22 protein-coding genes are annotated in these 24,748 nt (G+C 71.6%); 16 read left to right on the top strand and 6 right to left on the bottom strand.

Annotated elements, in window-relative coordinates; all coding sequences use genetic code 11:
- The first annotated feature begins 155 nt into the window (after positions 1-155).
- Complete coding sequence (locus tag IE212_RS13865) at positions 156-3,374, top strand: FG-GAP-like repeat-containing protein (RefSeq protein WP_229864287.1); 3,219 nt, start codon at positions 156-158, stop codon at positions 3,372-3,374.
- Positions 3,375-3,459: 85 nt separating this feature from the next.
- Here the strand turns inward: IE212_RS13865 and IE212_RS13860 are convergent, their stop codons facing one another.
- The gene (locus IE212_RS13860) at positions 3,460-4,608 is read right to left on the bottom strand and encodes a right-handed parallel beta-helix repeat-containing protein (protein ID WP_190198111.1); all 1,149 of its coding nucleotides are present in this window, start codon (positions 4,606-4,608) and stop codon (positions 3,460-3,462) included.
- Between the two features lie 276 nt (positions 4,609-4,884).
- Between IE212_RS13860 and IE212_RS13855 the strand changes: the two genes are divergently transcribed.
- Both IE212_RS13855 and IE212_RS13850 read left to right on the top strand, forming a co-directional pair.
- Positions 4,885-5,334 (top strand): SRPBCC family protein, encoded by a 450-nt coding sequence (locus tag IE212_RS13855; protein ID WP_190198110.1) that lies wholly within the window; start codon positions 4,885-4,887, stop codon positions 5,332-5,334.
- A 9-nt stretch (positions 5,335-5,343) separates the two neighbouring features.
- Positions 5,344-5,673, top strand: a complete 330-nt coding sequence (locus IE212_RS13850) for a TfoX/Sxy family protein (RefSeq protein ID WP_190198109.1) — start codon at positions 5,344-5,346, stop codon at positions 5,671-5,673.
- Positions 5,674-5,895: 222 nt separating this feature from the next.
- Here the strand turns inward: IE212_RS13850 and IE212_RS13845 are convergent, their stop codons facing one another.
- A complete protein-coding gene (locus IE212_RS13845; RefSeq protein WP_190198108.1) occupies positions 5,896-6,258 on the bottom strand; it encodes a hypothetical protein in 363 nt (120 codons plus the stop codon).
- Positions 6,259-6,590: 332 nt separating this feature from the next.
- On the opposite strand from IE212_RS13845, the gene IE212_RS13840 reads away from it, so the two are divergent.
- From IE212_RS13840 to IE212_RS13805, 8 genes are all read left to right on the top strand, one after another.
- Positions 6,591-6,878, top strand: coding sequence for a DUF4190 domain-containing protein (locus IE212_RS13840; RefSeq protein WP_190198107.1), 288 nt, complete (start codon positions 6,591-6,593; stop codon positions 6,876-6,878).
- Positions 6,879-7,313: 435 nt separating this feature from the next.
- Positions 7,314-9,413: a bifunctional polysaccharide deacetylase/glycosyltransferase family 2 protein gene (locus IE212_RS13835; RefSeq protein WP_190198106.1), complete on the top strand. Its 2,100-nt coding sequence runs from the start codon at positions 7,314-7,316 to the stop codon at positions 9,411-9,413.
- An 18-nt stretch (positions 9,414-9,431) separates the two neighbouring features.
- Complete coding sequence (locus tag IE212_RS13830; RefSeq protein ID WP_229864285.1) at positions 9,432-10,862, top strand: LCP family protein; 1,431 nt, start codon at positions 9,432-9,434, stop codon at positions 10,860-10,862.
- Positions 10,863-11,169: 307 nt separating this feature from the next.
- Positions 11,170-11,907 (top strand): RNA polymerase sigma factor, encoded by a 738-nt coding sequence (locus tag IE212_RS13825; RefSeq protein ID WP_190198105.1) that lies wholly within the window; start codon positions 11,170-11,172, stop codon positions 11,905-11,907.
- Entirely contained in the window at positions 11,892-12,692 is an 801-nt protein-coding gene (locus IE212_RS13820) for a hypothetical protein (RefSeq protein WP_190198104.1), read from the top strand. The genes IE212_RS13825 and IE212_RS13820 overlap by 16 nt, the downstream gene beginning before the upstream one ends.
- Before the next feature lie 149 nt (positions 12,693-12,841).
- Positions 12,842-13,033 carry a putative ATP-grasp-modified RiPP gene (gene tgmA / locus IE212_RS13815; protein ID WP_190198103.1) on the top strand — a complete coding sequence of 64 codons (192 nt, stop codon included), beginning with the start codon at positions 12,842-12,844 and terminating at the stop codon, positions 13,031-13,033.
- A 14-nt stretch (positions 13,034-13,047) separates the two neighbouring features.
- Positions 13,048-13,980, top strand: a complete 933-nt coding sequence (gene tgmB, locus IE212_RS13810) for an ATP-grasp ribosomal peptide maturase (protein WP_190198102.1) — start codon at positions 13,048-13,050, stop codon at positions 13,978-13,980.
- A 77-nt stretch (positions 13,981-14,057) separates the two neighbouring features.
- The gene (locus tag IE212_RS13805) at positions 14,058-16,037 is read left to right on the top strand and encodes a protein-arginine deiminase domain-containing protein (RefSeq protein ID WP_190198101.1); all 1,980 of its coding nucleotides are present in this window, start codon (positions 14,058-14,060) and stop codon (positions 16,035-16,037) included.
- A 59-nt stretch (positions 16,038-16,096) separates the two neighbouring features.
- Here IE212_RS13805 and IE212_RS13800 read toward each other — a convergent pair whose 3' ends face one another.
- Complete coding sequence (locus IE212_RS13800) at positions 16,097-16,519, bottom strand: DUF1707 SHOCT-like domain-containing protein (RefSeq protein WP_190198100.1); 423 nt, start codon at positions 16,517-16,519, stop codon at positions 16,097-16,099.
- An 87-nt stretch (positions 16,520-16,606) separates the two neighbouring features.
- Between IE212_RS13800 and IE212_RS13795 the strand changes: the two genes are divergently transcribed.
- The gene (locus tag IE212_RS13795; RefSeq protein WP_190198099.1) at positions 16,607-17,182 is read left to right on the top strand and encodes a TetR/AcrR family transcriptional regulator; all 576 of its coding nucleotides are present in this window, start codon (positions 16,607-16,609) and stop codon (positions 17,180-17,182) included.
- A 15-nt stretch (positions 17,183-17,197) separates the two neighbouring features.
- Here IE212_RS13795 and IE212_RS13790 read toward each other — a convergent pair whose 3' ends face one another.
- The 3 genes from IE212_RS13790 to IE212_RS13780 all read right to left on the bottom strand — a co-directional run bounded on the left by IE212_RS13790 (position 17,198) and on the right by IE212_RS13780 (position 20,665).
- Positions 17,198-18,394, bottom strand: a complete 1,197-nt coding sequence (locus IE212_RS13790; RefSeq protein ID WP_190198098.1) for an NAD(P)/FAD-dependent oxidoreductase — start codon at positions 18,392-18,394, stop codon at positions 17,198-17,200.
- A 94-nt stretch (positions 18,395-18,488) separates the two neighbouring features.
- The gene (locus IE212_RS13785) at positions 18,489-19,436 is read right to left on the bottom strand and encodes an RNA polymerase sigma-70 factor (protein ID WP_190198097.1); all 948 of its coding nucleotides are present in this window, start codon (positions 19,434-19,436) and stop codon (positions 18,489-18,491) included.
- A 209-nt stretch (positions 19,437-19,645) separates the two neighbouring features.
- The gene (locus tag IE212_RS13780; RefSeq protein ID WP_190198096.1) at positions 19,646-20,665 is read right to left on the bottom strand and encodes an aldo/keto reductase; all 1,020 of its coding nucleotides are present in this window, start codon (positions 20,663-20,665) and stop codon (positions 19,646-19,648) included.
- Positions 20,666-20,785: 120 nt separating this feature from the next.
- On the opposite strand from IE212_RS13780, the gene IE212_RS13775 reads away from it, so the two are divergent.
- The 4 genes from IE212_RS13775 (at position 20,786) to IE212_RS13760 (ending at position 24,739) form a co-directional block, all read left to right on the top strand.
- On the top strand, positions 20,786-21,403 hold the full coding sequence (locus IE212_RS13775; RefSeq protein ID WP_190198095.1) for a TetR/AcrR family transcriptional regulator: 618 nt from the start codon (positions 20,786-20,788) through the stop codon (positions 21,401-21,403).
- A 197-nt stretch (positions 21,404-21,600) separates the two neighbouring features.
- A complete protein-coding gene (locus IE212_RS13770) occupies positions 21,601-22,761 on the top strand; it encodes a sensor histidine kinase (RefSeq protein ID WP_190198329.1) in 1,161 nt (386 codons plus the stop codon).
- Positions 22,758-23,471 (top strand): response regulator transcription factor, encoded by a 714-nt coding sequence (locus IE212_RS13765; RefSeq protein WP_190198094.1) that lies wholly within the window; start codon positions 22,758-22,760, stop codon positions 23,469-23,471. Before IE212_RS13770 ends, IE212_RS13765 begins: the two co-directional genes overlap by 4 nt.
- 95 nt (positions 23,472-23,566) lie before the next feature.
- Complete coding sequence (locus IE212_RS13760) at positions 23,567-24,739, top strand: serine hydrolase domain-containing protein (RefSeq protein ID WP_190198093.1); 1,173 nt, start codon at positions 23,567-23,569, stop codon at positions 24,737-24,739.
- Positions 24,740-24,748 lie beyond the last annotated feature (9 nt).

The raw sequence follows: 24,748 nt of genomic DNA, 5'->3' as shown, positions 1-24,748 counted from the left end.
GGGGGGAGCGGCCGGGGGGCCGGGGGAAATGCCAGGGCGTTGCCGTACGTCCCGCCATGCCTTCTTCTTGCCTTCCAGGAGGAACGGTGGCCCGACTCGGCCGGCACGGACACAGACCGGTTCATGGTTCACGCTCAGTACGCCTCGGCCCGCCGGTGGCACGTACCGCGGCCGTCCTGACGACCGCCCTGACACTCAGCCTCCCGCTCGCCGCGATGCCGTACCCGGCGGCGGCCGCACCGCTGCCGACCACGGCCGGCGAGTTCGTGCTGCCCGCCGCTGCACGTGCCGTCCCCAGGGCCACGCAGATCCTCAACGCGGGGACCAGCGGCTTCCTCTGGGGCCAGGAGGGCGACGACCGGCTGCTGTGGACGGAGTACGCCACCGGCACCACGACCGAGCTGAAGCAGCGGCTGGACGCGCCGGTGGAGTACGACATCGACAGCGGGTACTTCCGTCAGGCCGCGTCCTTCAAGCCCGGCTACTACGGGGACGGTTCCGACACCGTGGCCCTCTACTCGGAGGAGGACCGTCAGGTCACCCTCCTCCAGGGCGCGGGGACGTCGGGCGGCACCGCCGTTGTGCCGGTGCCCGAAGGCCACACCTACCAGGGGACCTTCGGCGCCACCGTCCTCACCAGCACCAGCGGGGCCAACGGCAACCCGAACGCCTACCAGCTGTCCCGCGTCCGGGCCGACGGCCAGGTCGTACGGACCCCCGTGGCCGGGCTGCCGGACGGTGCGTCCGACGTGGTGGTCGAGGACGGCGACGCGCGGTCCCTCATCGTCCGCTACAAGACCGCCGACGGCGAGGAGAGCCAGACCCACTGGGGCATCGTGGAGCTCTCCCTCGGCGTGTTCGGCGAGCTGCCCGACCGGGTCGACCCGGAGGACGACTGGGAGGTGACCGGCTTCCGGCTGGGCACCGACTCGATCCTGCGGCTGCGCAGCGGGCGCGGCAAGGCGGACCTGTACGACCGGGACGACTCGTCCGCCGCGCCCCGCACCTTCGACACGGCCGCCCTGACCTACCAGGCCGCGTACGGCATCATCGGCGACAAGCTGCTCGGCATGGAACCGGTGTCCCCCGGCGACAACAAGTACCGGGGCCAGCCGCTGTACGCCCTCAGCTCCGACGGCACGGACACCGACCTCACCGAGGTGATGAATCCGGCCGCCCACGGACTGGTCCAGGCACCGGACGGCTCGGTCCTCGTGGCGGGCGCCGCGCGGTACGTCGACCAGGGCGACCTCGACTGGGGCGTGTACCGGGTCGCCCGGGCCGGCGACGGCACGGTCACGCGCAAGCGCCTGACAGCCGTGCGGTCGATGCCGGCGCAGGTCCACGGCCTCTCCCTCGGCAGCGGCATCCTCACCACGGCCGGCAACAGCACGCTGTACGAGCCGGGCACGATCATCGGCGCCTATCGCAGCACCTGGTTCACCACGACCGGCACTCCGGGCGTCACCAAGGCGACCGTGGACGGGCTGGTCGGCGGGCGGGAGGGCGACTGCGATCCCGGCTCCACCCACTGCCTGAGGATGTTCGCCGACGGCACCGGCCACCACGGCCGCCACAACGCCACCGAGTCGGGCCTGACCATGCTGCGCGCCAACGGCGCCACGAACTGGGGCCCGACCCTCGACACGGGCGACTCCACCCCGCGGCTCAAGGACCTCTCCGGGCGGTACGCGGTCGTCGACGGCGCTTCCTCCGGCGCCCAGTACCTCGGCGAGTTCGCCGAGGGTCAGGCGGGCAAGGTCCTGCAGAAGCGGGAACGGGTCGCCGCGGCCGTCTGGGGCGACACCCTGTGGAGCGGCGCGGCGACGGGAGGAAAGGTCACGGCGACCCGGCTGCCGTCCGGCACCGCGGTGGAGTCCTTCACCACCCGCAACGGCTGCACTCCGTCCGACCTCCAGGCCGTGGGCCGCTGGGTGTACTGGACCTGCGTGGACAACTGGGGCGACGTGCGGGGCTCCGGCGTGTACGACCGTACGTCCAAGCGGACCGCCACCGCCCCGGCGAGCAGGGTCCTCCTCGGCGACGGCTATCTCGTCGAGCGCGTCGGCGGCTCCCAGTCCGGCAGCGGGCTGAACCTCATCGACCTGCACGACGGGCTTCCGTCCAGCGGCGATCACAAGGAGCTGCCGAGCCGCAAGCTGGCCGACTGGACCGACATCGGCCAGGACAATCTCAGGGCGGGCCTGAACTGGACGGTGGACCGCTTCGGCGGCGGCGTGGCCTACGCCGACCGCGAGCAGCGCGTCCACCTGGTGCCGACCGGCGTTCCGGCGTCCGCGCTGTCGGCCATCGACTCCACGGTCACGTCCGGGGCCGCGAGCTGGTCCGGTACCTGGTGGCTGTCGAAGCCAGCCGCCTCCTGGAAGGTGACCATCCGCCACAAGGCGTCCGGCACCACCGTACGTACGGTGTCCGGCTCCGAGGCCCGCGGTCTGCTGAAGGCCGCCTGGGACGGCAAGGACTCGGCGGGCCACCTGGTCAGCAACGGCACCTACGTCTGGACGCTCACCGCCCAGCCCGCCGACGGCCAGGGCGCCGCCCTCAGCCTCTCCGGCACCGTCGCGGTCACGGCGGGAGCCGCGGCACCGCGTGACCACGCGGGCCAGGACGGGGCGGGCGACGTCCTCACCCTCAACTCCTCGGGCACCCTCACCATCCAGCGCGGCACCGGCACGGGCACGCTGAGCGGCAAGGTCTCCGGCACCGGCTGGCCCACCACCGCGAAGTTCGTGCCGTTCGGCGATCTCAGCGGCGACCGTTGCAACGACGTCCTGGTCCGGCTGAGCAGCGGCGCCCTGCGCGCCCACCGACCGGCCTGCGGCACGGCGGTGACGCCCTCGACGCCGTACACCTCACTCGGCACCTCCGGCTGGACCCAGTACGACGTGCTGACCGCGCCCGGTGACGTGAGCGGGGACGGCCGCCCGGACCTGGTCGCCCGGAACGCCTCGACCGGCACGGTCTACCTGTACAAGGGGACCAGCACGGGCAAGCTGTCGGCGCGCGTGAAGCTGTACGACGACTGGAAGACGTACAAGAAGGTCGTCGGGGCCGGTGACCTCAACGGAGACGGCGTCGGCGACCTGCTCGCGCAGGACACGTCGAACAACCTGTACCGGTACGACGGCACCGGCACGGGCACGTTCAGGGCCCGCGTGAAGGTGTTCTCGAACTGGGGCGCTTCCTACAACGCGGTCGTCGCGGCCGGTGACATCACCGGCGACGGCAGGACGGACCTCGTCTCGCGCGACACCAGCGGCAACCTGTACCGCAACAGCGGTGACGGCAAGGGGTCGTTCGGCGGCCGCACGAAGATCGCGACCGGCTGGCAGGGGTACCGGGCCGTCATGTGAGAAGCACGCGATCGTGCGGGGAGCACCGGCTCCCCACAAAGGCCCAGGTCGAGGACCTGGGCCTTTGTGCTGCCCGTCACTCAGGTCAGGACGGCGTGCCGCGGCACAGGCCCGGGCGGTTCTCGGTCAGCCCCGCGTTGCTCCGCCATGTGTTGGCCGTGCCGGCGGTTCCCGCGCCGACGGTGTCGTCATGGCAGTCGTGCTCGGCGTTGTTCCTGAGCACGTTGCCGGTGATCTGATTGCCCGCGTTGCCGCCCGCGTCGACGCGGATGCCGTCCCTGGGGTTGTTGAAGGCGAGGTTCGACGAGATGAAGGAGCCGGTGAGCGAGTTCGGGCCCACGCTGATGCCGTCGGTGCTGGTGGAGCCGCTGATCACGTTGGAGGTGATTCTGACGTTGCTGCTCGGCCCTCCGCCGAAGTCGATGCTGGTCCGCACGCCACGGCCGCTTCCGGTGATGTTGTTCGAGAGGATCTGCAGTGCGGTGTTGTCGTTGCCCACGAAGATCGCGGAGCCGGTGCCGTTCCTCACGGTGTTCCCCCGCACCCTGGTGTCGGTGGAGTTGAAGACGGCCAGCAGCGAACCGTCCTGCTGGGACGTGTTCGTGTCGATGTCGACGGCGTCCACGGCTCCCGGCGCCCCTCCGGTCAGGACGAGCGCGGAGGAGTCGTTGTCGAAGAAGGCGTTCTGCACGATGTCCGCGTCGCTCAGACCCAGGTCGGAGTAGATTCCGTTACCGGAGGCCGCCCCTGCTTGGTTGTTCTGGCGAATGCAGTTCCGCGTGACCGTGGAATCGGTCGCGCCGTCGGAGTTGAAGTAGACCCCGAGCACATTGTTCTGCACCAGATTCTGCTGAACTCCGTGTCCGGAGAACGAGGCACCGGTGAAGACGCCGGGGCCGAGCGTGTTGTTCTGGACCGTGAAGCGCTGGAAACGGATGCCGTTCTCCACCAGGTTGACGACACCGCCGGCCGCGTTGTCCGCCTGGACGATCGCGTCAGTGGCCGGGTTCGGTGCTCCGGGCTGTGTGCAGTCGGCGGGCGTACGCGGCCCCACCAGCTGCAGGTTCGCCTTGTTCACGGTGACCACTTCGTTGTACGTCCCGGGGCAGACTCTGATCGTCGAGCCTGGTATCGCCGCGTTGACCGCCGCCTGGATCGATGTGAAACCCGCGCCCGGGCACTGCGCCCCGTTGTCATCGACAACGAGCGTGGTCTGCGCCGCGTGGCTGGGCATCGCAGAAAGTGCCGCAGCAAGTGCCGCACACGCCGAGACAATAAGCCGCCTCTTCACGCGTTACTCCTTCGTCGCTGGGGAAACCGGCGATCACAGCCACGCCGAAGGCGCGGCCGCTGAGCCACGGCACACATGGGCATCCGGAAAATTCGGCTCGCCGATCTGTTTTGACTTTCCGGTAGGGGGAACAGGGCGGCAACTCTCCATGAGCCGTCCGGACGCTCCCGCGTCCCCACCCGGTGGTGACTTCTGCTGGACAGGCGCACGCTGAGGTCCATGACGATCGACGTGACGGCCGAGCGCGTCATCCCCCTGCCGCCCGAACGCGTGGCCGCGTACGCCATGGACTGGCGCCACGACGCCGACTGGACCCAGGGCATCCGTACGGCCGAACTGACCGGCGAGGCGCCGGAAGGAGGCTTCGGCCGCGGAGCCGAGGTGACCCGTACGGCGTACTTCCTGGGCCGGCGCATCGACTACGTCCTGCGGGTCGCCTCGTACGAGCCGCCATGGCTGCTGGACATGATCTCCGTGGCCGGTCCCATGCCCATGCACGTCACGTACACCTTCGAGTCCCACCCGCTCGGTACGCGCGCCCGCATCCGCGTGCGGGGCGGCCCGGGAGGCCTCTACCGGCTGGCCGCGCCGCTGCTGGCCCGGCAGGTGCGGGGCAACCTCGTGAAGGACCTGCGCGACCTTCAAGCGCGGCTCGTGGAACAGGAGTGAGGGACGGCGATGGCGTACGACGAGGGGCTGGCGGAGCGGATCCGGGAGCGGCTCGGGGCGGACCCGGCCATCAGCGAGAAGCGCATGTTCGGCGGGGTGGCGTTCCTGTACCGGGGCAACATGGCCGTCGGTGTCACCGGCGACGACCTCATGGTCCGGGTCGGCCCCGAGGCGACCGACGCGGCCCTGGCCCGGCCGGGGGCGCGGGTCTTCGACATGACCGGCCGGCCGATGCGCGGCTGGGTCGTGGTCGACGGCGCGGCGGTCGCGGAGGACGACGCGCTCGGCGCATGGCTCGACGAGGGGCGCGCCTTCGCCGGGAGCCTGCCGGCCAAGTGAGGCCCGGCCGCTGCGGAATGCGCCTGCGCCGAAGGGGGGCGCGTGCTCAGCCGTGCGGCGGTTCCGTCAGCCGTCCCAGCAGTCCCGCGACCAGCGCCGTCTGGGCGGGCACGGTGTCCGGGTAGATACGCGCCGACGCTGCTGTAGGGACCACGCGTCCCGGCCGCGGTCCGGCGCCGACCGGTGATCGACGCCAGGCCGGGCTGGACGCGTCAGCCGCTGTCAGGCTCGGTTCAGCCGAGCGGCGATCCCATGACCGATCAGCAAATACATGACGGCCGGAAGACCGTAATTGAGGATGACTCGTAGACCCTCTGTGTCCATCGTGAAAATGTCCTGAGACCACCAGGCAAGCCAGTCCGCCGCCCCTCTCACGAACTCGACGAACACATTTGCCTGGTTCGCCTCGAGAAGGAAAAGAAGAATCCACAGGCCGAGCAGGGCCGCGGCGATGTCGGCGATCGTGCAGATGGTGAGGGCCGCGCGTCGACCGGTGTGCTGACGCCGTACGGAGCGGTCCGGGCCGGGGCTCTGCGGGGGCTGGTCGTACGGCTGATATCCGGGAGCCGGGTCGATGTTGCTCACAGGAATTCCGATCTGAGGGGGGCCGTTCCGGCGCGCTCACCCCGGATCACAATTGCGCCCCGGATCGTCGCACCGCTTCTCCCTGCTTCTGCGTTGGGCAAGCGTCATCGCGTTACACCGCCGCCCGCGATAACCCGAATTCTCATACGTCAGAACCATTTTCGGGTGTAAAGCAGGAAACGGTTCGGGTTGCTGCTCGCGCCCCGCGGGCCCGGCCCGCCCGGAGTTCGCTGACATGGGAACGCCTCGGAGGGGCATTCGGAAGCAAGCGACTCAACAGTAAGGAGAGTGCGGCCCGTTCGGTCCGTGCAACCGACAACCGGGAGTATCCAATGACGAGTTACGGCAGTTCCCCTGCCGCTTCCTCCGGATCGCGCACCAACGGCCTGGCGATCGCGAGCCTCTGCTGCGGCGTCATCGGGCTGATCTTCCTGAACATCATCCTGGGCCCTGTGGCCATCATCCTCGGTGCCGTCGCGCGCCGTCAGGCAGCGGTCAAGAACGGCGCCGGAATGGCGAAGGCCGGCATCATCCTCGGTGTCGTCGACATCGTCCTGTGGCTGGTGCTCCTGGCCGTCGCCGCCAGCAACGGAGGCTTCAGCTGGTACGTGGGCGGCTAGCGGCCACCGATCCACGGTCCGCCGTCGACCTGGTGGCCGAAAATCACCGGCGACGGCGGCCGTGGCCCTTCGGAAGGCCGGCTCCGGCAAGGGCAGATGTGAAGACACACTGCCCCGCACCCCACCACTCCAGCGCACCGACGGCGCCAAGTGTCACACCCGTCGTCGCGGCAGATCACCCAGCTTGTTTCCGGCGCGCTCACCGGTTTTTCTGTGAGTACACTCGCCGCCCATGCAGGAGCTCGACCCACAGACAAACCGCAAGAAAACGCGCCATCGTCCATCGGGCCTCGACGGTGTCGACCAGCATGTGAAGAGAGCGTGGGGGGTGGCCGAAACCGTCGCCCGCATGGTCAGACCGGTGGCTTCGGATGATGCGTGCGGACCAACAGGGCCCGACTCCGCTGTGATCAATCCCATACCCGGGACGGCTGCGTGAGCGGCACGGCACAACGCCGGCACGCCCGGTCCCGCGACCCCCGCGGACACTGGCGGCTGCTCGCACTGACCCTGCCCGTCATCTTCGTCACCCTGCTCTTCGAAGGCTGGACCATCCACGAGGTGGACGCCGCCAAGACGCGCCATCCGTGCACCAGACCGGTGCCCGAGTCCGTGGACGAGAGCGGCCCCGTGCTGCGCGGTATCGACGGCGACAAGGTGTCGTCCGCCGCGGCACCCGCGCGCACCGTCGCCCTCACCTTCGACGGCGGACCCGACCCCGAGTGGACACCCCGGCTGCTGGACCTGCTGCGCGAGCACCACGCGCACGCCACCTTCTTCGTGTTCGGCACCCAGGCGGCACGCCATCCGGACCTGGTCCGGCGGATCCTCGACGAGGGTCACGAGATCGGCTCGAACACGTACACGGGAGCCGACCTCGGCTCCTCGTCGCGCGTCCGCTTCGGGATGGAACTGGGCCTCACTCAGAAGACCCTCGCGGGCACGGCGGGCATCCGCACCGACCTGCTGCGGATGCCGCTGACCACCGAGGTGGACACCCTGTGCGGCGCCGAGTGGCAAGCGGCCCGCAAGGCCGCCGCGGACGGCTATGTGCTGGTCGCCGCCAACCATCCGACGCGTGACCCGGCGCACGGCCTGATCCGGCAGTTCAGCCAGACGGAACTGGCGTACGACGAGGCGAAGAAGCTGCTCGACGATCCACGCGCCGACCGTTTCACCACCGTGACGGACGCCGTCGGCATGCCACCCGCCGACACCCGGGTGTCCACCGCGGAACGGTGGCAGGGCAAGGTCCTGAACTGGGCCGTGGCAGCCGGAAGTACGTTCACGCACGTCATGAACTGGGTGCTGGTCGTGGCAGGGGCGCTGGGTCTGCTGCGGCTGCTGTCACTGGTCTTCTTCGCCCGCGCCCATGTCCGTCGCCTCACCCGCACCCGCCCCGGCGCGCCCTGGCTGCGGGAGGTCAACGCACCGGTGACGGTGCTCGTCCCCGCCTACAACGAAGAGGCCGGCATCGAGTCCACCGTCCACTCGCTGCTCGCCTCCACGCACCCCTACCTCGAGGTCATCGTGATCGACGACGGCTCGACGGACCGGACGGCGGACCTCGCCACGTGGATCGACGACCCCCGGGTCCGGGTGATCCGGCAGCCCAACTCGGGCAAGGCGGCGGCGCTCAACACCGGCCTGGCCAACGCGTCCCACGACATCGTGGTGATGGTCGACGCCGACACCGTCTTCGAGCCCGACGCCCTGTTCCGGCTCGTGCAGCCGCTCGCGCACCCGGCCGTCGGCGCCGTCAGCGGCAACACCAAGGTCGGCAACCGCCGTGGGCTGCTCGGCAGATGGCAGCACCTGGAGTACGTCTTCGGCTTCAACCTCGACCGTCGCATGTTCGAGGTGCTGGAGTGCATGCCGACGGTTCCCGGTGCCATCGGCGCCTTCCGCCGGGACGCGCTCATGGGCGTCGGCGGGGTCAGCGAGGACACCCTCGCCGAGGACACCGACCTCACGATGGCCCTGTGGCGGGCCGGCTGGCGGGTGGTCTACGAGGAGTCGGCCATCGCGTGGACCGAAGTACCCACATCACTGCGGCAGTTGTGGCGGCAGCGCTACCGGTGGTGCTACGGCACCCTGCAAGCGATGTGGAAGCACCGCGGGGCCGTCGTCGAAGTGGGCGCGGCCGGTCGTTTCGCCCGGCGCGGGCTGAGCTATCTGGCCGTCTTCCAGGTGGTCCTGCCGCTGCTGGCGCCGGTCGTCGACCTCTACGCGGTGTACGGGGCGCTCTTCGCCGACCCCCTGCAGGCGGCGGGCGTGTGGATCGCCTTCCTCGGGGTCCAGCTGATCTGTGCGGCCTACGCCCTGCGACTCGACGGCGAGCGGCTGTGGGCGCTGTGGTCGATGCCGTTCCAGCTCTTCGTCTACCGGCAGCTGATGTACCTGGTCGTCATCCAGTCCGTGTTCGCCCTGCTGCTCGGCACCCGCCTGAAGTGGCATCGCATGCAGCGCTCCGGCACGGCTGCCGCCCAGCAGCTCAGGAACCCGGTCGCCGAACGCCAGTTGTCAACGAGGTGATGAAGGGTGGTCCATCCCATGAGTGACGGGCCGGGCTGGTGGCCCGGAAGCGACCGGCAGAACGAGGAAGGGGAGGCATCAGGGCATCGGGTGATCACGGGGCAGGTGTGGCAGAGCGGCACGTCCCCGCTTCAGACGCCCACCCGGCCGTACGAGGGGTACATCGTCGGGCCGTACCCGTACGGCGGTCCCGACGCCCACCTCGGGCCGTACCCGTACGGCGGTCCCGACGGTGCGGGCCTCGGGCCCTCCGCGCATCAGGGAGCCGCCCAGTACCGGGCACCCGCCCCTTATCAGGCACCCACTCCTCATTCGGCACCCACTCCTCATCCGGCGCCCGCTCCGTATCCGGCGCCCGCTCCGGCTCCCGCGCCCCCTGTGACGGACGACAGCCCCGCCGACGCGCCGGGCCAGGGCCATGGCGCCGGGCGTGGCGGGCACAGCACCAGCGTCCGGACCCCCTGGGAACGCCCCGGCCGGTTCCGCCGGACGGTGCGGCTGCTGGCGGCACTGCTGTGCGTACTGGCCCTCACCGGCGCGGGCACCTTCGCCTGGGCCGAGTTCAGACTCGACAGGTCCGTCGACCTGGGCGGGGTCGCGGACCGTCCGCCGCGGGGGAAGGGAACGAACTACCTCATCGTGGGCTCGGACGGCCGGGACGGCCTGTCCGAGCAGGCCAGGAAGGAACTGCACACCGGCACGGCCGGCGGCAGCCGCACCGACTCGATGATGCTCCTGCACACCGGCGCCCACGGCACCACGATGGTGAGTCTGCCGCGCGACTCGTGGGTGACCATCCCGTCGTACGTCGACCCGGACACCGGCAAGTCTCACCGTGCGGCGAAGAACAAGCTGAACGCGGCCTACTCCCTCGGCGGGCCCGGGATGCTCGTACGGACCGTCGAGCTGAACACGGGCCTGCGTGTCGACCATTACGCGGAGATCGGCTTCGGGGGGTTCGTCGGTGTCGTGGACGCGGTCGGCGGTGTGGACATGTGCGTGGACCGGAACATCAGGGACCCGAAGTCGGGACTGGACCTGAAGAAGGGCTGTCACAACCTGACCGGCACCCAGGCGCTGGCGTTCGTCCGCCAACGGCACCAGGAGGCGGACGGCGACCTGGGGCGCTCCCGCAACCAGCGCAAGTTCCTCTCCGCCCTCGCCCGCAAGACCGCCACGCCGGGCGTCGTGCTCGACCCGTTCCGTGCGTACCCCGCCCTGAGCGCGGGGCTGGACACCCTCGTCGTGGACAAGGACATGGAACTGCCGACTCTCCTGTCGCTGTTCCAGGCGATGCGGAGCGTCTCGGGAGGCACCGGCAGGCAGTTGAACATCCCCGTGGCCGGCGCGGCCGCCCGGAGTGCCCTGAAGTGGGACGACGCGAAGGCGAAGAAGCTCTTCGCCGAGCTGCGCGGCGACCGGCCGGTGAGCCTCGAGGAGGACGGCTGAGCGGCAGGGCAGTGGGGCGGCCGGGCTCCGCGCAGTGGACGGAACCCGGCCGCCCCGTCCCTCTCCGTCCCACTCCCGGGGGGAGTCAGGGGCGGCACGGAGAGAGGTGCGGGGGTCGTTCATCGACACTCACACAGCGCACAGCCCGCGCAGAACGTCACCCGGCAGGGCACGAACGTGTGGGACACCGGTCGCGTTGTGACACTTCTGTGAGAACGCACGCTGATCTCCATGAGGCCGTCGAAGCCGAACGGGGCGCGTCGGCCGTCACGGACTCGCAATGAACCCGGTGCGAACGAGGACGGTCTTGGGTCAGGAACGGCAACCGCGCCACGCGCAGGCCCACGACGCCGACCTGGGCGCGGCCGTCGCGGGAGCGCAGCAGGGCGACGAGGCGGCCTTCGCGGTCGCCTACCGGCTGGTGCAGCCCGGCCTGCTCGGCTATCTGCGCGGGCTCGTCGGAGACGACGCGGAGGACGTGGCGTCCGACGCCTGGCTGCAGATCGCCCGGGACCTCGGGCGGTTCAAGGGCGACGGGGCCGGTTTCCGCGGCTGGACGGCGACCATCGCCCGGCACCGGGCACTGGACCATCTGCGCCGCCAGCGCGCACGGCCCCGGCCGGGAGCCATCGAGCAGGACGTCCTGGACCTGCCCGGCCCGCACAGCACCCAGGAGCAGGCCCTGGAGACCGTCTCCACCGAGCGGGCCCTGGAGCTGGTCCGCGGGCTGCCGCGCGACCAGGCCGAGGCCGTGCTCCTGCGCGTCATCGTCGGCCTGGACGGCCCCGCCGCCGCGCGGGTCCTGGGCAAGCGCCCCGGAGCGGTGCGCACCGCCACCCACCGGGGGCTGAAACGCCTCGCCCGCCAGCTGGGCGTCGGGGCGGAGGCGGCGGACGGTGTGACGGATGGGGCTTCCGGGACGCTGGGAAGTCGGAATGAGTCAGGACGGCGTCAGCGGACGGACAGACCTGCGGCACAGCCCGGTCTTCCGGGCCCAACCACCAGCTCGGGCAGGAACGGACAACGGACATGGGTGATCGGCTGAGCCGCGACGCGGGCACAGGCCTTAGACGCGCGCACCCCGGCGATGCCGAGCCCGGCCCCTGGGACCCGCGGGACGACGCCGCGCTGCAGGCGGCTCTGGCCACCGCCCTGCTCGCGGATGATCCCGGCCCCGAAGCCGAGCAGCGGGCCGTGGCGGCCTTCCGGACCGCCCGCGACGCGGGGACGCACCGGGCACGCACCCGGCACCGGGACGACTGGCGGCCGCCCGCGGTCCGCCGTGGCGGGCGCCCGGTGAAGGCGACGTTCGCCGCCGTGTTCACCAGCATCGCCCTGGGCGGTGTCGCGGTCGCGGCCATCGGATCGGTCGGTTCGTCCGAGAACGGCACCGGAGGGAGGACCGCGCATCCCTCGGCGACCGCGCCCGCCCCGCCGGACGCGGAGGCGTCGCCGTCCTCCTCCGGCAGCCGGGGCCCCGGGGACGATTCGTCCTCCGCCTGGGACACCGAGGCCCACTGCCGCGCTTACGCACGAGTCAAGGACCGCGGGAAGACGCTCGACGCGACGGCATGGCAGCGGCTCGTCGCGGTGGCGGGCGGCGAGGACGAGGTCGACGCGTACTGCGCCGAACGGCTGGTGCGGCCGGCGGCCACACCGAGCGGGCCGGGTGACACGGACGGGTCCGGCGAGGCGGGCAGGGCCGGCGAGGGTGCCGCGGAGGCCGGTGCGGGCGGTGCCGGCGGTGTGGCCGGGAACGCCGGCGACCCCGGTTCGCCGGGCAACGGAAATCCCGGCACGGGCCGGGCGGGCGAGGGCAGGGGCCAGTGACGATTCCGGCACCGGATCCGGTGTGTAAGTAGTGAAGAAACCGAGCGCTGCCGATATCCGAGATGTGAAAGAGACGTGACGAGCGACCCCTCGTGCGGGAAGCACGCGAGGGTCCGCGTGCGGGCAGCGTGCGAACCCGGAGGTTCCGAGTGCGACCGTTCACCCTCAACTACGCCTTCCCCAGGTCGATTCCCACGGTGGTGACGCCCTACCGCTTCGACGAGTCGCTTCAGCTGAACGTGCTTCCCGACGGCCGCCCGGCCATCAGCGACCCGGATCTGCTCCTGGCGGTCGGCACGACGGCGTCCACCGCCGGTTCCAAGACCCACTTCGACGACTGACGATCCGCGACAGAATGACCGTACTGATCCTCACCGCCAAGGACGATGTCACCGCCGACCTGGTGGTGACCAAGCTGCACGACGCGGCGGTCCCCGTCATGCGGCTGGACCCGGCCGATCTGCCGGCCCAGACCGTGCTGTCCGCGCACTACACCCAAGGCGACTTCGAGGGCCTGCTGTCGGCGAACGGGCACGTGGTCAGCATGGGGGGTCTGCGGTCCGTATGGGTGCGCAGACCCGGTGAACCGGCCGCGCACGCGGACGAGCCCTCCGCCTGGCTGACCGCCGAGACCCGCCAGGCACTGTTCGGAATGCTTTACTCCGCCTCTGCGCGGTGGATGAACCACCCATGCGACGCCGACCGGGCCCGTCTGAAGCCCTGGCAGCTGAGGACCGCTCATCTCAGCGGCTTCGCCGTGCCGCCGACCGTCATCACCACCTTGCCGCGCCTGGCACGGCAGTTCGCCGAGGAGTACGGGGAGGTGGTGGTGAAGTCCGCCTCGGGGCCGCCGCCGGGTGAACCGTCGCTGGCCCTGCCCACGACGCTGATCGGGCCCGACTCGGACTTCTCCGCTGTCGCCGCCGGTCCCGCGCTGCTGCAGCGCTACATACCCAAGCGTGCCGACATCCGTCTGACCTGCGTCGGCAGCCGGCTGTTCGCCGCCCGGAAGACCGCCGAGCCGGACCAGGTCGACGGACGCTACGGCGACACCGGGCACACCTGGGAGCCCGTCCCGGTGCCCGACCGGATCCGCAAGTCGGTGCTCGACTACGTCGACATGGCCCGACTGGCGTACGCCGCCTTCGACTTCGCCGAGGACGAGGACGGCTTCTGGTGGTTCCTCGAGTGCAACCAGAGCGGCCAGTTCGGCTTCCTGGAACTGCAGACCGGGCAGCCGGTATCGGAGGCGGTCGCCCGGTGGCTGTCCCGGCCGGCACGGAGTTGACTCTCGCGGCACAGTGAACGCACAGGCGCCGTTGCCCCTCTTGCACAGCGACACCCCCCAATCGAGAGGAACGCGCTGTGCGTCCACCCATACGCAGACGTTCACGCCTGTTTCCGGCCGGGTCGGCCGTCCTGGCGCTGGCCGCGGCCGGATCCGTGCTGGCAGGGGCGGCCGGACCGGCTTCCGCCACCGGGTCGTCCGTCCGTGCCGACCTCCGCGCCGATGTGAACCGCGACGGCCAGGTCGACGTCTCCGGCGGCACCGACAAGACCGGCGAGGACAGCTGGTCCGTCGGGCGCGGGGCCGTTTTCCTGCCCAACATCGACGACGACACGAAGCGGTGCCCCGTCACCGGCCCGGGCGGCAGCCCCCTGTCCGACGCCAAGCTGGCCGCCTGCAACGACGCCACGGACACGAAGGTCAACGGCAGCGCGGACGCCTCCGACCTCGCCCGGGTCCATTCCGTGCCCATGGCCGGCGTCAGCGCGGACGCCAAGGGCAGCCTGGAGATCACCACCGGAGGCAAGCACGCGCGTCTGTTCGTCAAGCGGTCCGGGAAGTGGGTCCTGGTGACGTCCCGGACCAGGCTGTCCGCCGCCGAGCTGCGCTCCGGCGTGGAGCTCGGCGTCGAGGGCACCGACGTCGTCCGGGACAGCGCGAAGCGGGACGGGCGGGCGGTGGTCCGGCTGACGGTGAAGGCCGGGAGCGAGACCACGTCCGACTCCGTGACCCTGCGCGTCGCCCCGCTGCTGACCCAGCATCACCTGCAGGACACCCAGCAGGTGATGGTGACCGAGGTCCAGGGCCAGGGCGCGTACAGCCGCCTCCAGCAGAAGTTCGTCAGGGAACTGGCGAAGGAGGTCGGGAAGGCCGGGGTCACCAAGCCGCTCGTCAAGTTCACGAAGTACGCCGACCCCTGGGCCCAGGACTTCGTCGAACCGGCCTACGTCAGCATGACCGGGCCGGGCGGTGAGCGGCAGGTGATGCGGGTGATGCTGCGTTCCGCCCAGCCGGACCGGGACGCCGGACGTGAGCTGTTCGAGAAGATGCGCGGCCGGGACATGGGCGTGGTGCAGGTGACCGACCGGGCCGAGCCCGACGACTGGTCGCTCAACTCCATGGGGAACCTGGAGACCATCCCGCCGTACGCGCACGGCGGGCGCTCGTTCCCGGCCGGGCGGATCATCATGGGCGAGCGCAAGGACAGCGGGGCACGCCCGTCGAAGGTGATGCGGACGCTGCTGAAGTCGCAGGGTCTTCAGGACCCGCTGCTGCTGGACACCTCCTGGCTGGGCGTCGGGCACGTCGACGAGTTCGTGCAGTTCCTGCCCGCCGACACTCCGCGCGGCTGGCGCATCGGCATCGCCGACCCGAAGGCGGGACTGCGGCTGCTGCGCGACGCCAAGGCCGCGGGGCACGGCAGGACGAAGATGTTCTCCGTGCCGGGCCGCAGCGACAGTCCGGCGCCCAGGGAGACCATCGACCAGGCGCTCGCCGACCGCCATCTGGTGGCCGACAACGAGATGGCGGCGCGGCGCATCGCGGCCAACCTGGAGATCCTCAAGCGGGAGACGGGTGTCACCGACGGCGAGGTCGTCCGGGTGCCCGCGCTGTACACCCGCGACTCGGAGGCGTCGGCCGCCGGCGGGCAGGACGTCCCCGTGCCCCGTCTGACCCGGATGGGTGCGGGCGCCGACCTCGTGGGCGCGCTGAAGGACCGCGGCCAGCAGAAGTGGCTCGCGAAGAACCCGGCCGCCTCGTCCCCGGGGGCCAAGGCCCCGGCGACGGTGACGACCAGCGCCTACGTGCCCGGAGCGGTCAACGGAGTGCTGCTGGGCCGCGACCGCTACCTCGCGCCGCGCCAGTGGGGTCCCGTCATCGACGGCAAGGACATCTTCACGGAGGCGGTCACCGCCGTGTACCGGCGGGTCGGTCTGAAGGTGTCGTACATCGACGACTGGTACACCTACCACCTGGGCATGGGCGAGGTGCACTGCGGCACCAACACCCTGCGGAACGCGTCGAGCGCGTGGTGGCGGCTTCCGGCGACAGCCTGAGCCGGCCCTTTCCTCCCCTCCCCTTGTCTTCGGGGAGGGGAGGGGAGGAAAGGGGGCCTTCAGTCCTTCGCGCCGTCCGCGTCCTCGCGGGGCCAGATGGCGAAGGCGATCAGCACGGCCGCCCACACCCCCAGCGGCGTGACGGGCCAGTAGTACGCCAGCTCTCCCTCCCGGGCGCAGCGCACGCCCCAGATCCCGGACATGATCACCGCCCCGCCGAGCCAGTAGCGCCACTCGGCCAGCCACTCGGCGAGATCCTTGCGGTCCCGTTCCGAGCGGGCCGGCGCGGGTGCGGGCAGGTCCCGTGTCAGTGCCGCCAGTTCGCCGGCGGTACGGGCCCGCAGAGCGCTCCGCGCCCGGTCCTCGTGCTCGGCCGCGTCCAGCCGCCCCTCGGCCAGCGCCGCCGCCAGCACCTCCAGCGCCGCGTCACGTTCCCGGTCCGACACCCGCACGGCGGGCACGTGCTCACCTCGGCCGTCCATCCCTGTCCCCCTTCCCGCACCGTGGAGGCGTTCAGCCTCGACTGCTTTTAGAATACGACCGTATTCCAAAAAAGGGGAGCGTGACCGATGCCCAGGACCGTCGACAGGGAGGAACAGCGCCGGCAGATCGGCGCCGCCCTGCTCCAACTGGTCTCCGAACGCGGCCTCGACGAGGTCAGCGTGCGCACCGTGGCCGCCGCCACCGGGCGCTCCCCCGGCGCCGTGCAGAAGTACTTCCGCACCAAGGACGAGATGCTCGCCTTCGCCGCCGAGCTGGCCGGTGAGCGCGTCGAGCGCCGGATGGCCGGCGTCGACACCGCGCTGCCGCCGCGCCGGGCACTGCGCGAGCTGATCCTGACCACGCTCCCGGTGGACGCGGACCGTCGCGCCGAGGCCACCGCGCAGCTGGCCTTCGCCGTCCACGCGGCCCACCACCCCCGCCTCGCCGCGATCCGGCGCCAGGTCGACCGGGACGTCCGTGAGGCGCTCACCGCCTGGCTGGACTCCGCCGGGCACGGCACCGACGCGGCAGCCGTCGCCGACGCCGTGATCGCACTCTCCGACGGCCTGGCCCTGCGCATGCTGTACGCCCCGCAGGAGCACGAGCAGTTGCTCGTCGCGCTGGAGCGGGCGCTCGACGCGCTGATCCCGGCGAGCGGGTGAGCGACGGCCGTCGCGTCAGACCCGCGCGAGAGACGCCGGCGCGTCCGCCCGGGCGGTCTCCCGCACCACGCGGCGGCGCCGCACCGGCGTCAGGACCGGGTGGGCGACGCCCCAGGCCGCGCCCTTGCAGATCAGTTCCTTGTAGGCGGCGGCGAGCCGCCCGGTCAGGGCCGCCCGGACGGCGCGGTCGTCGGCGGTGACGTACTGGATCAGGCCGTCCCTGCGGCCCAGCGAGATGCACTGGTTGAAGTAGCGCAGCGGCACGGTCGGGATCTTCCCGCCGGTCAGGCGCGCCGCGATGGCGTCGGCGGCCTGCCAGGCGGTGGGGAGGCCCGAGGCGCAGGACATCCGCAGCGGCTTGTCGCCGGGTCCCGTCACCATGGCCGCGTCGCCGATGGCGTACACGTCCGGGTGGGAGACCGAGCGCATGGTCCGGTCGACCACGATCTGGCCGCTGCCGGTCACCTCCAGGGCGGTGGCCCGGGCGATCGGGTGGACGGCGAAGCCCGTCGTCCAGACGGTGACGGCCGCCGGTATGGAGGTGCCGTCGGCGGTGGTGACGCGGTCGGCCTCGACGCCGGTGACCTCCGCGTGCTCGTGCACGGTGATGCCCAGCCGGTCGACGACCTTGCGCAGGTGCGCGCGGCCCCTGCCGGAGAGCCAGTCGCCGAGGCCGCCGCGGGCGGCGAGGGCCACGTCGAGATCCGGGCGGGCCTCGGCGATCTCGGTCGCCGCCTCCAGGCCGGTGAGGCCGCCGCCGACCACGACGACGGGCTGCCCGGCGTCCAGGCGAGCCAGGCGCTCGCGCAGCCGCAGTGCTCCGGGACGGCTCGCGATCTCGTGCGCGTACTCGGCCGTGCCGGGGACGCCCTGGTCGTTCCAGCCGCTGCCGAGGGCGTACACCAGGGTGTCGTACTCCAGTTCCTCGGCGCCGTGCTCGCCGGTGACGGCCACGGTCCGGCGCTCGACGTCGACACCGGTGACCCGGGCGGGCCTCAGCTCCACGCCGGTGCCCGCGAACATGCCGGCGAAGGGCCGGGGCCGGAGCTCCTGACCGGTCGCCAGCTGGTGCATCCGGACGCGCTCGACGAAGTCGGTTTCCGCGTTGACGAGGGTGATGGCGACGTCCTCGCGGTGCAGCCGCCTGGCGAGACGTCCGGCGGCGGTGGCTCCCGTGTATCCGGCTCCGAGGACGATGATGCGGTGCTGCATGGCTTGGCTCTCCTGTCTCGAGCGGGTCTCGCCCCCTGAACCGGGCAGCCCTCGGATTCCTGACAGGAAGGGTGTGTGATACAGGTCACACAAGTCAGAAGGCGTCGCTGAGCAGGGGTTCTCCGTGATCCGCAGCGGTCCACCGCCTGGTCACGCGTTCGAGCTTGTCGGGGTTGACCTGGCTGCGGAACGCGGCGATGCCCTCGGGGGTGACCTCCAGGCACATGACGCCGACGACCCGCCCGTCGACGACCACGACGACGGCGGGACCACCGTTGGCGGTGGTGGCGTAGACCTCGGGCGAACCGCCGAGCAGGGCGCGCTTGGCCTTGCTGGGCTTGAACAGGCCCCGCATGAACTTCGCGACCGCGAGAGCCCCCTCGAAGGCCTTGGCGCGGGCCGGGACCTTCCCGCCGCCGTCGCCGATCGCGATGGCGTCCTGGGTGAGCAGCTTCACGAGCGGCTCGGTCCGGCCGCTGGTGGCGGCCGTGAGGAACTCGTCGATGATCCGCCGGGCGGCGGCCTCGTCGATCTCGGTGCGGACCCTGCCGTCCGCGACGTGCTTCCTGGCCCGGTGGAAGATCTGCTGGCTGGACGCCTCGGAGATGTCCAGGATCTCGGCGATCTCCCGGTGCGGGTAGTCGAAGGCCTCCCGCAGCACGTACACCGCCCGCTCGTTGGGCGACAGCCGCTCCAGCAGGACGAGCACCGCGTACGACACGGACTCGCGCTGCTCGGCGGTGTCGGCCGGGCCCAGCATCGGGTCCCCGGCGAGCAGCGGCTCCGGGAGCCACTGGCCCACGTATGTCTCGCGCCGGGCGCGGGCCGAGGTGAGCTGGTTGAGGCACAGGTTGGTGAGGACCTTCGTCAGCCAGGCCTCGGGGACCTCGATGCGGCCGGGGTCGGCGGCCTGCCAGCGCAGATACGTCTCCTGCACGGCGTCCTCGGCCTCGCTCGCCGAACCGAGCAGCCGGTAGGCGATGGCCTCCAGACGCGGCCTGGAGGCTTCGAACCGGTCCACGTCGTTCATGGTCAGGGCCATGGCAGGGATCCTAGCCCGCGCTCCTCGGCCGGTCTCGTCAACCGTGCAGCTCGCGGTGGGCGGCGACCTCTCCCGGGTACAGAGGGACGACGTGGTCGAGGGCCAGTTCGTACGCGCCCATGACGCCCAGCGCCTGCCGGGCGACCCCGCTGCGCGCCGTTCAGCACCCGGCTGTCACCCTCACGCCGGGCGGGCGGTTCCGTCGCCGGTCAGCGGCGGCGCAGGGCCGGGTCGAGCAGGGCGGGCGGGGTGTCGTGCTTCTCGTGCGGGGCGAGGTCGGTACCGGGGGCGACGACGGTGTCGATCGCGTCGAGCACGTCGGCGGGGAGCACGGTGTCGGCGGCGGCGAGCTGGGCCCGCAGGTGGTCGAGTGTGCGGGGTCCGACGAGCGCGCTGGTCACGGCCGGGTGCGCGGTGACGAAACCGAGGGCCAGCTGAATCAGGGTCAGACCGGCCTGGTCGGCGATTTTGGCGAGCCGCTCGACGGCGTCGAGCCGGGCCCGGTTGGCCGGGATGCCGGTGTCGAAGCGCTCCGGCATGAACGCCGAGCGGTGGGTCGTCACGTCCTGGCCCTCGCGGACAGCGCCCGACAGCCAGCCCGAGGCCAGCGGGCTCCACACCAGTACGCCCATCCCGTACTCCTCGGTGACGGGCAGGACATGGCTCTCGATGCCGCGCTGGAGAATGGAGTAGCTGGGCTGTTCGGTGACGTAGCGGCCCAACCGGTGCTCGCGGGCGGCCCACTGGGCCTGCACGATGCGGTACGCGGGGAAGGTCGAGGAGCCGAAGTAGCGGATCTTTCCCGCGCGTTGCAGATCGGTCAGCGCCGACAGCGTCTCCTCGTCGCCGGTGTCCGGGTCCCAGCGGTGGATCTGGTAGAGGTCGATGTGATCGACACCGAGCCGGCGCAGGCTGTTGTCGAGCGCTGTGACCAGCCAGCGGCGTGAACCGCCGCGATGGTTGCGCTCGTCGCTCATCGGCATGCCCGCCTTCGTGGCCAGCACGATGTCGTCGCGGCGGCCGGCGATGGCCTTGCCGACCATCTCCTCCGACTCACCGCCGCCGTACATGTCGGCGGTGTCGATGAGGTTGATCCCGGCGCCGAGAGCGGCGTCGACGATGGCGGTGGCCTCGTCCTGGGTGGTGCGCCCGATCGCGCCGAAGTTCATCGCGCCGAGCGCGAGGGAGCTGACCTGCACACCGGTGCGGCCCAACGTGCGGTACTGCATGACTGTGTCTCCTGCTCTGGCATCATGATGAAACGGAACCCCGTTCCGGAAAGAACGATACGGAACACGGTTCCGTTTTCGCAAGGCATGATGGAGCACGCACGCGGACGGAGCAGCGCGATGAACGACAGCGGCAACGACAACGACGAGGACGCCGGACGCCCGGCCCCGGACGGCCCCCCGGCCCCCTCCCGGCGGAAGGACGCCCGGCGCAACAAGGCGGCCCTGCTCGACGCGGCCGCCGCGGCCTTCGTCGTCTCCGGCGTCGACGCACCGGTGCGGGACATCGCGGCCAGGGCCGGAGTCGGGGTGGGCACGATCTACCGCCACTTCCCGACCCGGGCGGACCTCATCGTCGCCGTCTACCGGCACCAGGTCGACGCCTGCGCCGAGGCCGGCCCGGCCCTGCTGGCGGACAGCGCGTCCCCGCACACCGCGCTCGGCCGCTGGATCGACCAGTTCGTCGACTTCCTCGCGACCAAGCACGGCCTCGCCGCCGCACTGCACTCCGACGACACCGGCTTCGACACGCTGCACGCCTACTTCATCGATCGGCTCGTCCCCGTCTGCGCGCAACTGCTGGAAGCCGCTGCCGCGGCCGGCGAGATCCGCCCGGACATCGACGCCTACGAGCTGATGCGCGGCGTCGGCAACCTGTGCATCGGGGCGGACACCGACGCCCGCTACGACCCGCGCCGGCTGGTCGGCCTCCTCATCGCGGGGCTACGCCGGACCTGACGCCGTCAGAAGACCTCGACGGTGACCGGCGGTGCTTGCCGGGCTTCTCCCAGACGCGATGACCCCCGCGTCGATCGCGTCGTACCAGGCCGACTGCCAGGAGCCGGACCAGGCCGGAAGTGTCGAGCAGTGCGGCGCGCATCATTGGTCCCATCCACGCGCTACCGTGTCGCGGCGTGGGGGGCATACGCGGGGAGATGCGGGAGTGGTGGGAGCGCGCGCGGGCGCTCGGGGCGGCCAATCCACTGGTGGTCGACATCGGCATCGCGCTCCTGGTCCAAGGCGCGATGACCATGCCGTTCGTCGTGCCGAGAGCGGCCGGGGCACCGCCCGCGACCTGGGGTGCGTACGGGCTGAGCACGCTCACCGTGCTGCCCCTGGTCTGGCGGCGGCGCGCCCCCGTCGCCATGCTGTTCGCGGTGCTGGCCACCAACGCCCTGTACCGGTTCACCCTGGACGGGCCCGGGCAGCCGTTGCCGTACACCGGGCTGGTGGTCGTCTACACGATCGCCGCGCTGTCGTCGGCTCGCAAGCGGCTCGTCACCGGCGGCGTGCTGCTGGTCGCCGTGCCGGTGGGGGTCTGGCTCAACACCCGGTCCGCCCGTGAACTGACCTTTTCACTCTTCGTGTTCGCGGCCGCCTATGTCTTCGGACGGCTCACCGACGCCCGGCAGCGGGCCAACCGCGTCGAGGCCGAGCGGGCCGCCGCGCGTGAACGGGCCCGGATCGCCCGGGAGATGCACGACATCCTCTCCCACGCGGTGAGCCTGATGGTCGTGCAGGCCGAGGCGGGGCCGGTGGCGGTGCGGGCCGCGCCGGAGCGGGCCGAGGCGGCCTTCGACGCCATCTCCGCCGCCGGGCGGGACGCCATGACACAGTTGCGGCGGATGCTGGGGGTGCTGCGCGAGGGCGAGAACGAGGACGAGGGCGGTGGTGCCGCCCCGCGCGGGCCGCAGCCGGGGCTGGCGGAGTTGCCCGAGCTGCTCGAACGGGTGCGGGGCAGTGGGCTCGATGTGGCGTACGGGACGGCCGGGGTCGTCCGGCCGTTGCCGGGGGCGGTCGCGGCGACCGTCTTCCGGGTCGTCCAGGAGGCCCTGACCAATACCGTCAGGCACGCGGACGCCCGTAGCGTGACCGTGCGACTGATCTACGGGGATGGCGACTTGTGTGTGCGGGTGACGGATGACGGGCGGGGGCCGCGATCCGGTTCCGGCGGGGGCGGGCACGGGCTCGTCGGGATCCGGGAGCGGGCGGTGGCGCACGGAGGGAGCGCGGTGATCGGGCGGGGAGCTGACGGGCGGGGGTTCGAGGTGTCGGTGCGTCTGCCCCTACCGGCCGCCGAGGAGATGGCGCGGTGACGATCCGGGTGGTCGTGGCCGACGACCAGGAGCTGGTGCGCAGCGGCTTCGCGCTGATCCTGGACGTCCAGGCGGACATCGAGGTCGTCGCGGAGGCGGGCGACGGGGCCGAGGCCGTGACGGCGGTGCGGCGGCACGCGGCCGACGTGGCGCTGCTCGACGTCCGGATGCCGCGCGTGGACGGGATCGAGGCCTGCCGGGAGATCAGTCGCACCAGCGGCTGCCGCTGCGTGATGCTGACGACGTTCGACTCCGACGAGTACGTCTACGACGCGCTGCACGCGGGCGCGAGCGGTTTCCTGCTCAAGGACGTCCGCCGGGACGATCTCGTGCATGCGGTACGGGTGGTCGCCCGGGGCGACTCGCTGCTCGCTCCGTCGGTGGCCCGGCGTCTGGTGGAGCAGTACACGCGGCCCTCCGCCGCCCGGCCCCGGCGGCCCGATCCCCGGCTCGACGTGCTGACCGGCCGGGAGCGCGAGACGCTGCTGCTGCTCGCCCGTGGCCTGTCGAACGCCGAGATCGCGGCGGAACTGGTGGTCAGCGACCACACCGTCAAGACGCACGTCGGCAACGTGCTGGCCAAGTTGGGGCTGCGGGACCGGATCCAGGCCGTGATCTTCGCGTACGAGACGGGGCTCGTCGCGGCCGGGGATCCCTCGCCCGGGGGAGCGCCCCGGGCCGGCTCATCCCCCTCGTCGGCGAGGAACTGACTCCGCGGGACCGCCCGCGCGGGCGATCCGTCTTCCGCTGCCGCTGAAGAGGATGGATCCGTCGCTGACCTCGGCTCACCTCAACGGAGTTGACCATGTCCCGTACCGCTTCCCTGCTGGCCGCCGCGCTCCTCGTGGGGCTCGTGGCAGGGCCGTCCGCCCACCCGGCCGCCGCGTCCGCCCCGACGGTGCCCGCCGCCGCCCAGGTGTCCGCCCGGCACCAGGATTCCGGTCTGGCCGCCGCCATCGCCGGCCTGCCCGGCGCCGTCGCGACCGCGGCGCTGGTGCGCGTCGGGGGCCGCGAGGGCGTCTGGCGGGGCAGCTCCGGCGTACACGATCTGCGGAGCCATCGGCCGGCCGACCCGGACGCCCGTTTCCGCGCCGGTTCCGTCACCAAGGTCTTCACGGCCGCCGTCGCCCTGCAACTGGCCGCCGAGGGCGAATTGGACCTGGACCGCAGCGCCCGTTCCTACCTGCCGGAGCTGATCCCGGCGTCGTACGGAGGTGTCACCGTCCGGCAGCTCCTCGACCACACGCACGGCATCCCGGCCCCGGACTTCCCCGGCACCACCGTCGAGGAGTGGTACGCGAACCGCTTCCGGGTCCACGACCCCGAGGACATGGTCCGCTCGGCGACCTCGAAGGAGCCCGAGTTCGCGCCGGGTGAGCGGCAGCACTACCTCAACATCGGTTACACGATCGCCGGTCTGCTGATCGAGCGCGTCACCGGTGACTCGTACGAGGAGCAGGTCGCCCGGCGCGTGCTCGAGCCGCTGGGACTGCGCGACACGTACTTCCCGGGGGCGAACCCGCGCATCGCCGGGCCGCACAACCACGGCTACCAGAGGATGCGGCTGGACGACGGGACGACCGGGCTCCGGGACGTGTCCGTGTGGGGGGCGACGGACGCCTGGGCGGCCGGTGACCTCGTGTCCACGACGGCGGACCTGGAGCGGTTCACGCAGGAGCTGTTCGCGGGGCGGGTGGTGCGCGGGCCGTTGTTGAAGGAGATGTTCACGCTGCCGGAGGTGACCGACTTCAGGAGCGGGAAGCCGGCCGCGTACTCGGTCGGCCTGTCGATGAAGGAGCTGGGCGGCCGCGAGGTGTGGGGCAAGACGGGCGGGCGCTGGGGCTACAACGCGGCCATCGCCTCCACGCTCAACGGGTCGCGCACCCTCGTCTACAGCGTCAACTCCACGGACGCCAAGGGCCAGGACATGAACAAGGTGGCGCAGGACATCATGGTCGCGGCGTTCGGCAGGCCGTAGCGCCCCACC

This window comes from Streptomyces djakartensis, from assembly GCF_014651075.1.
GTDB classification, from domain to species: domain Bacteria; phylum Actinomycetota; class Actinomycetes; order Streptomycetales; family Streptomycetaceae; genus Streptomyces; species Streptomyces djakartensis.
This window is presented reverse-complemented; position numbering and strand designations above follow the sequence as displayed.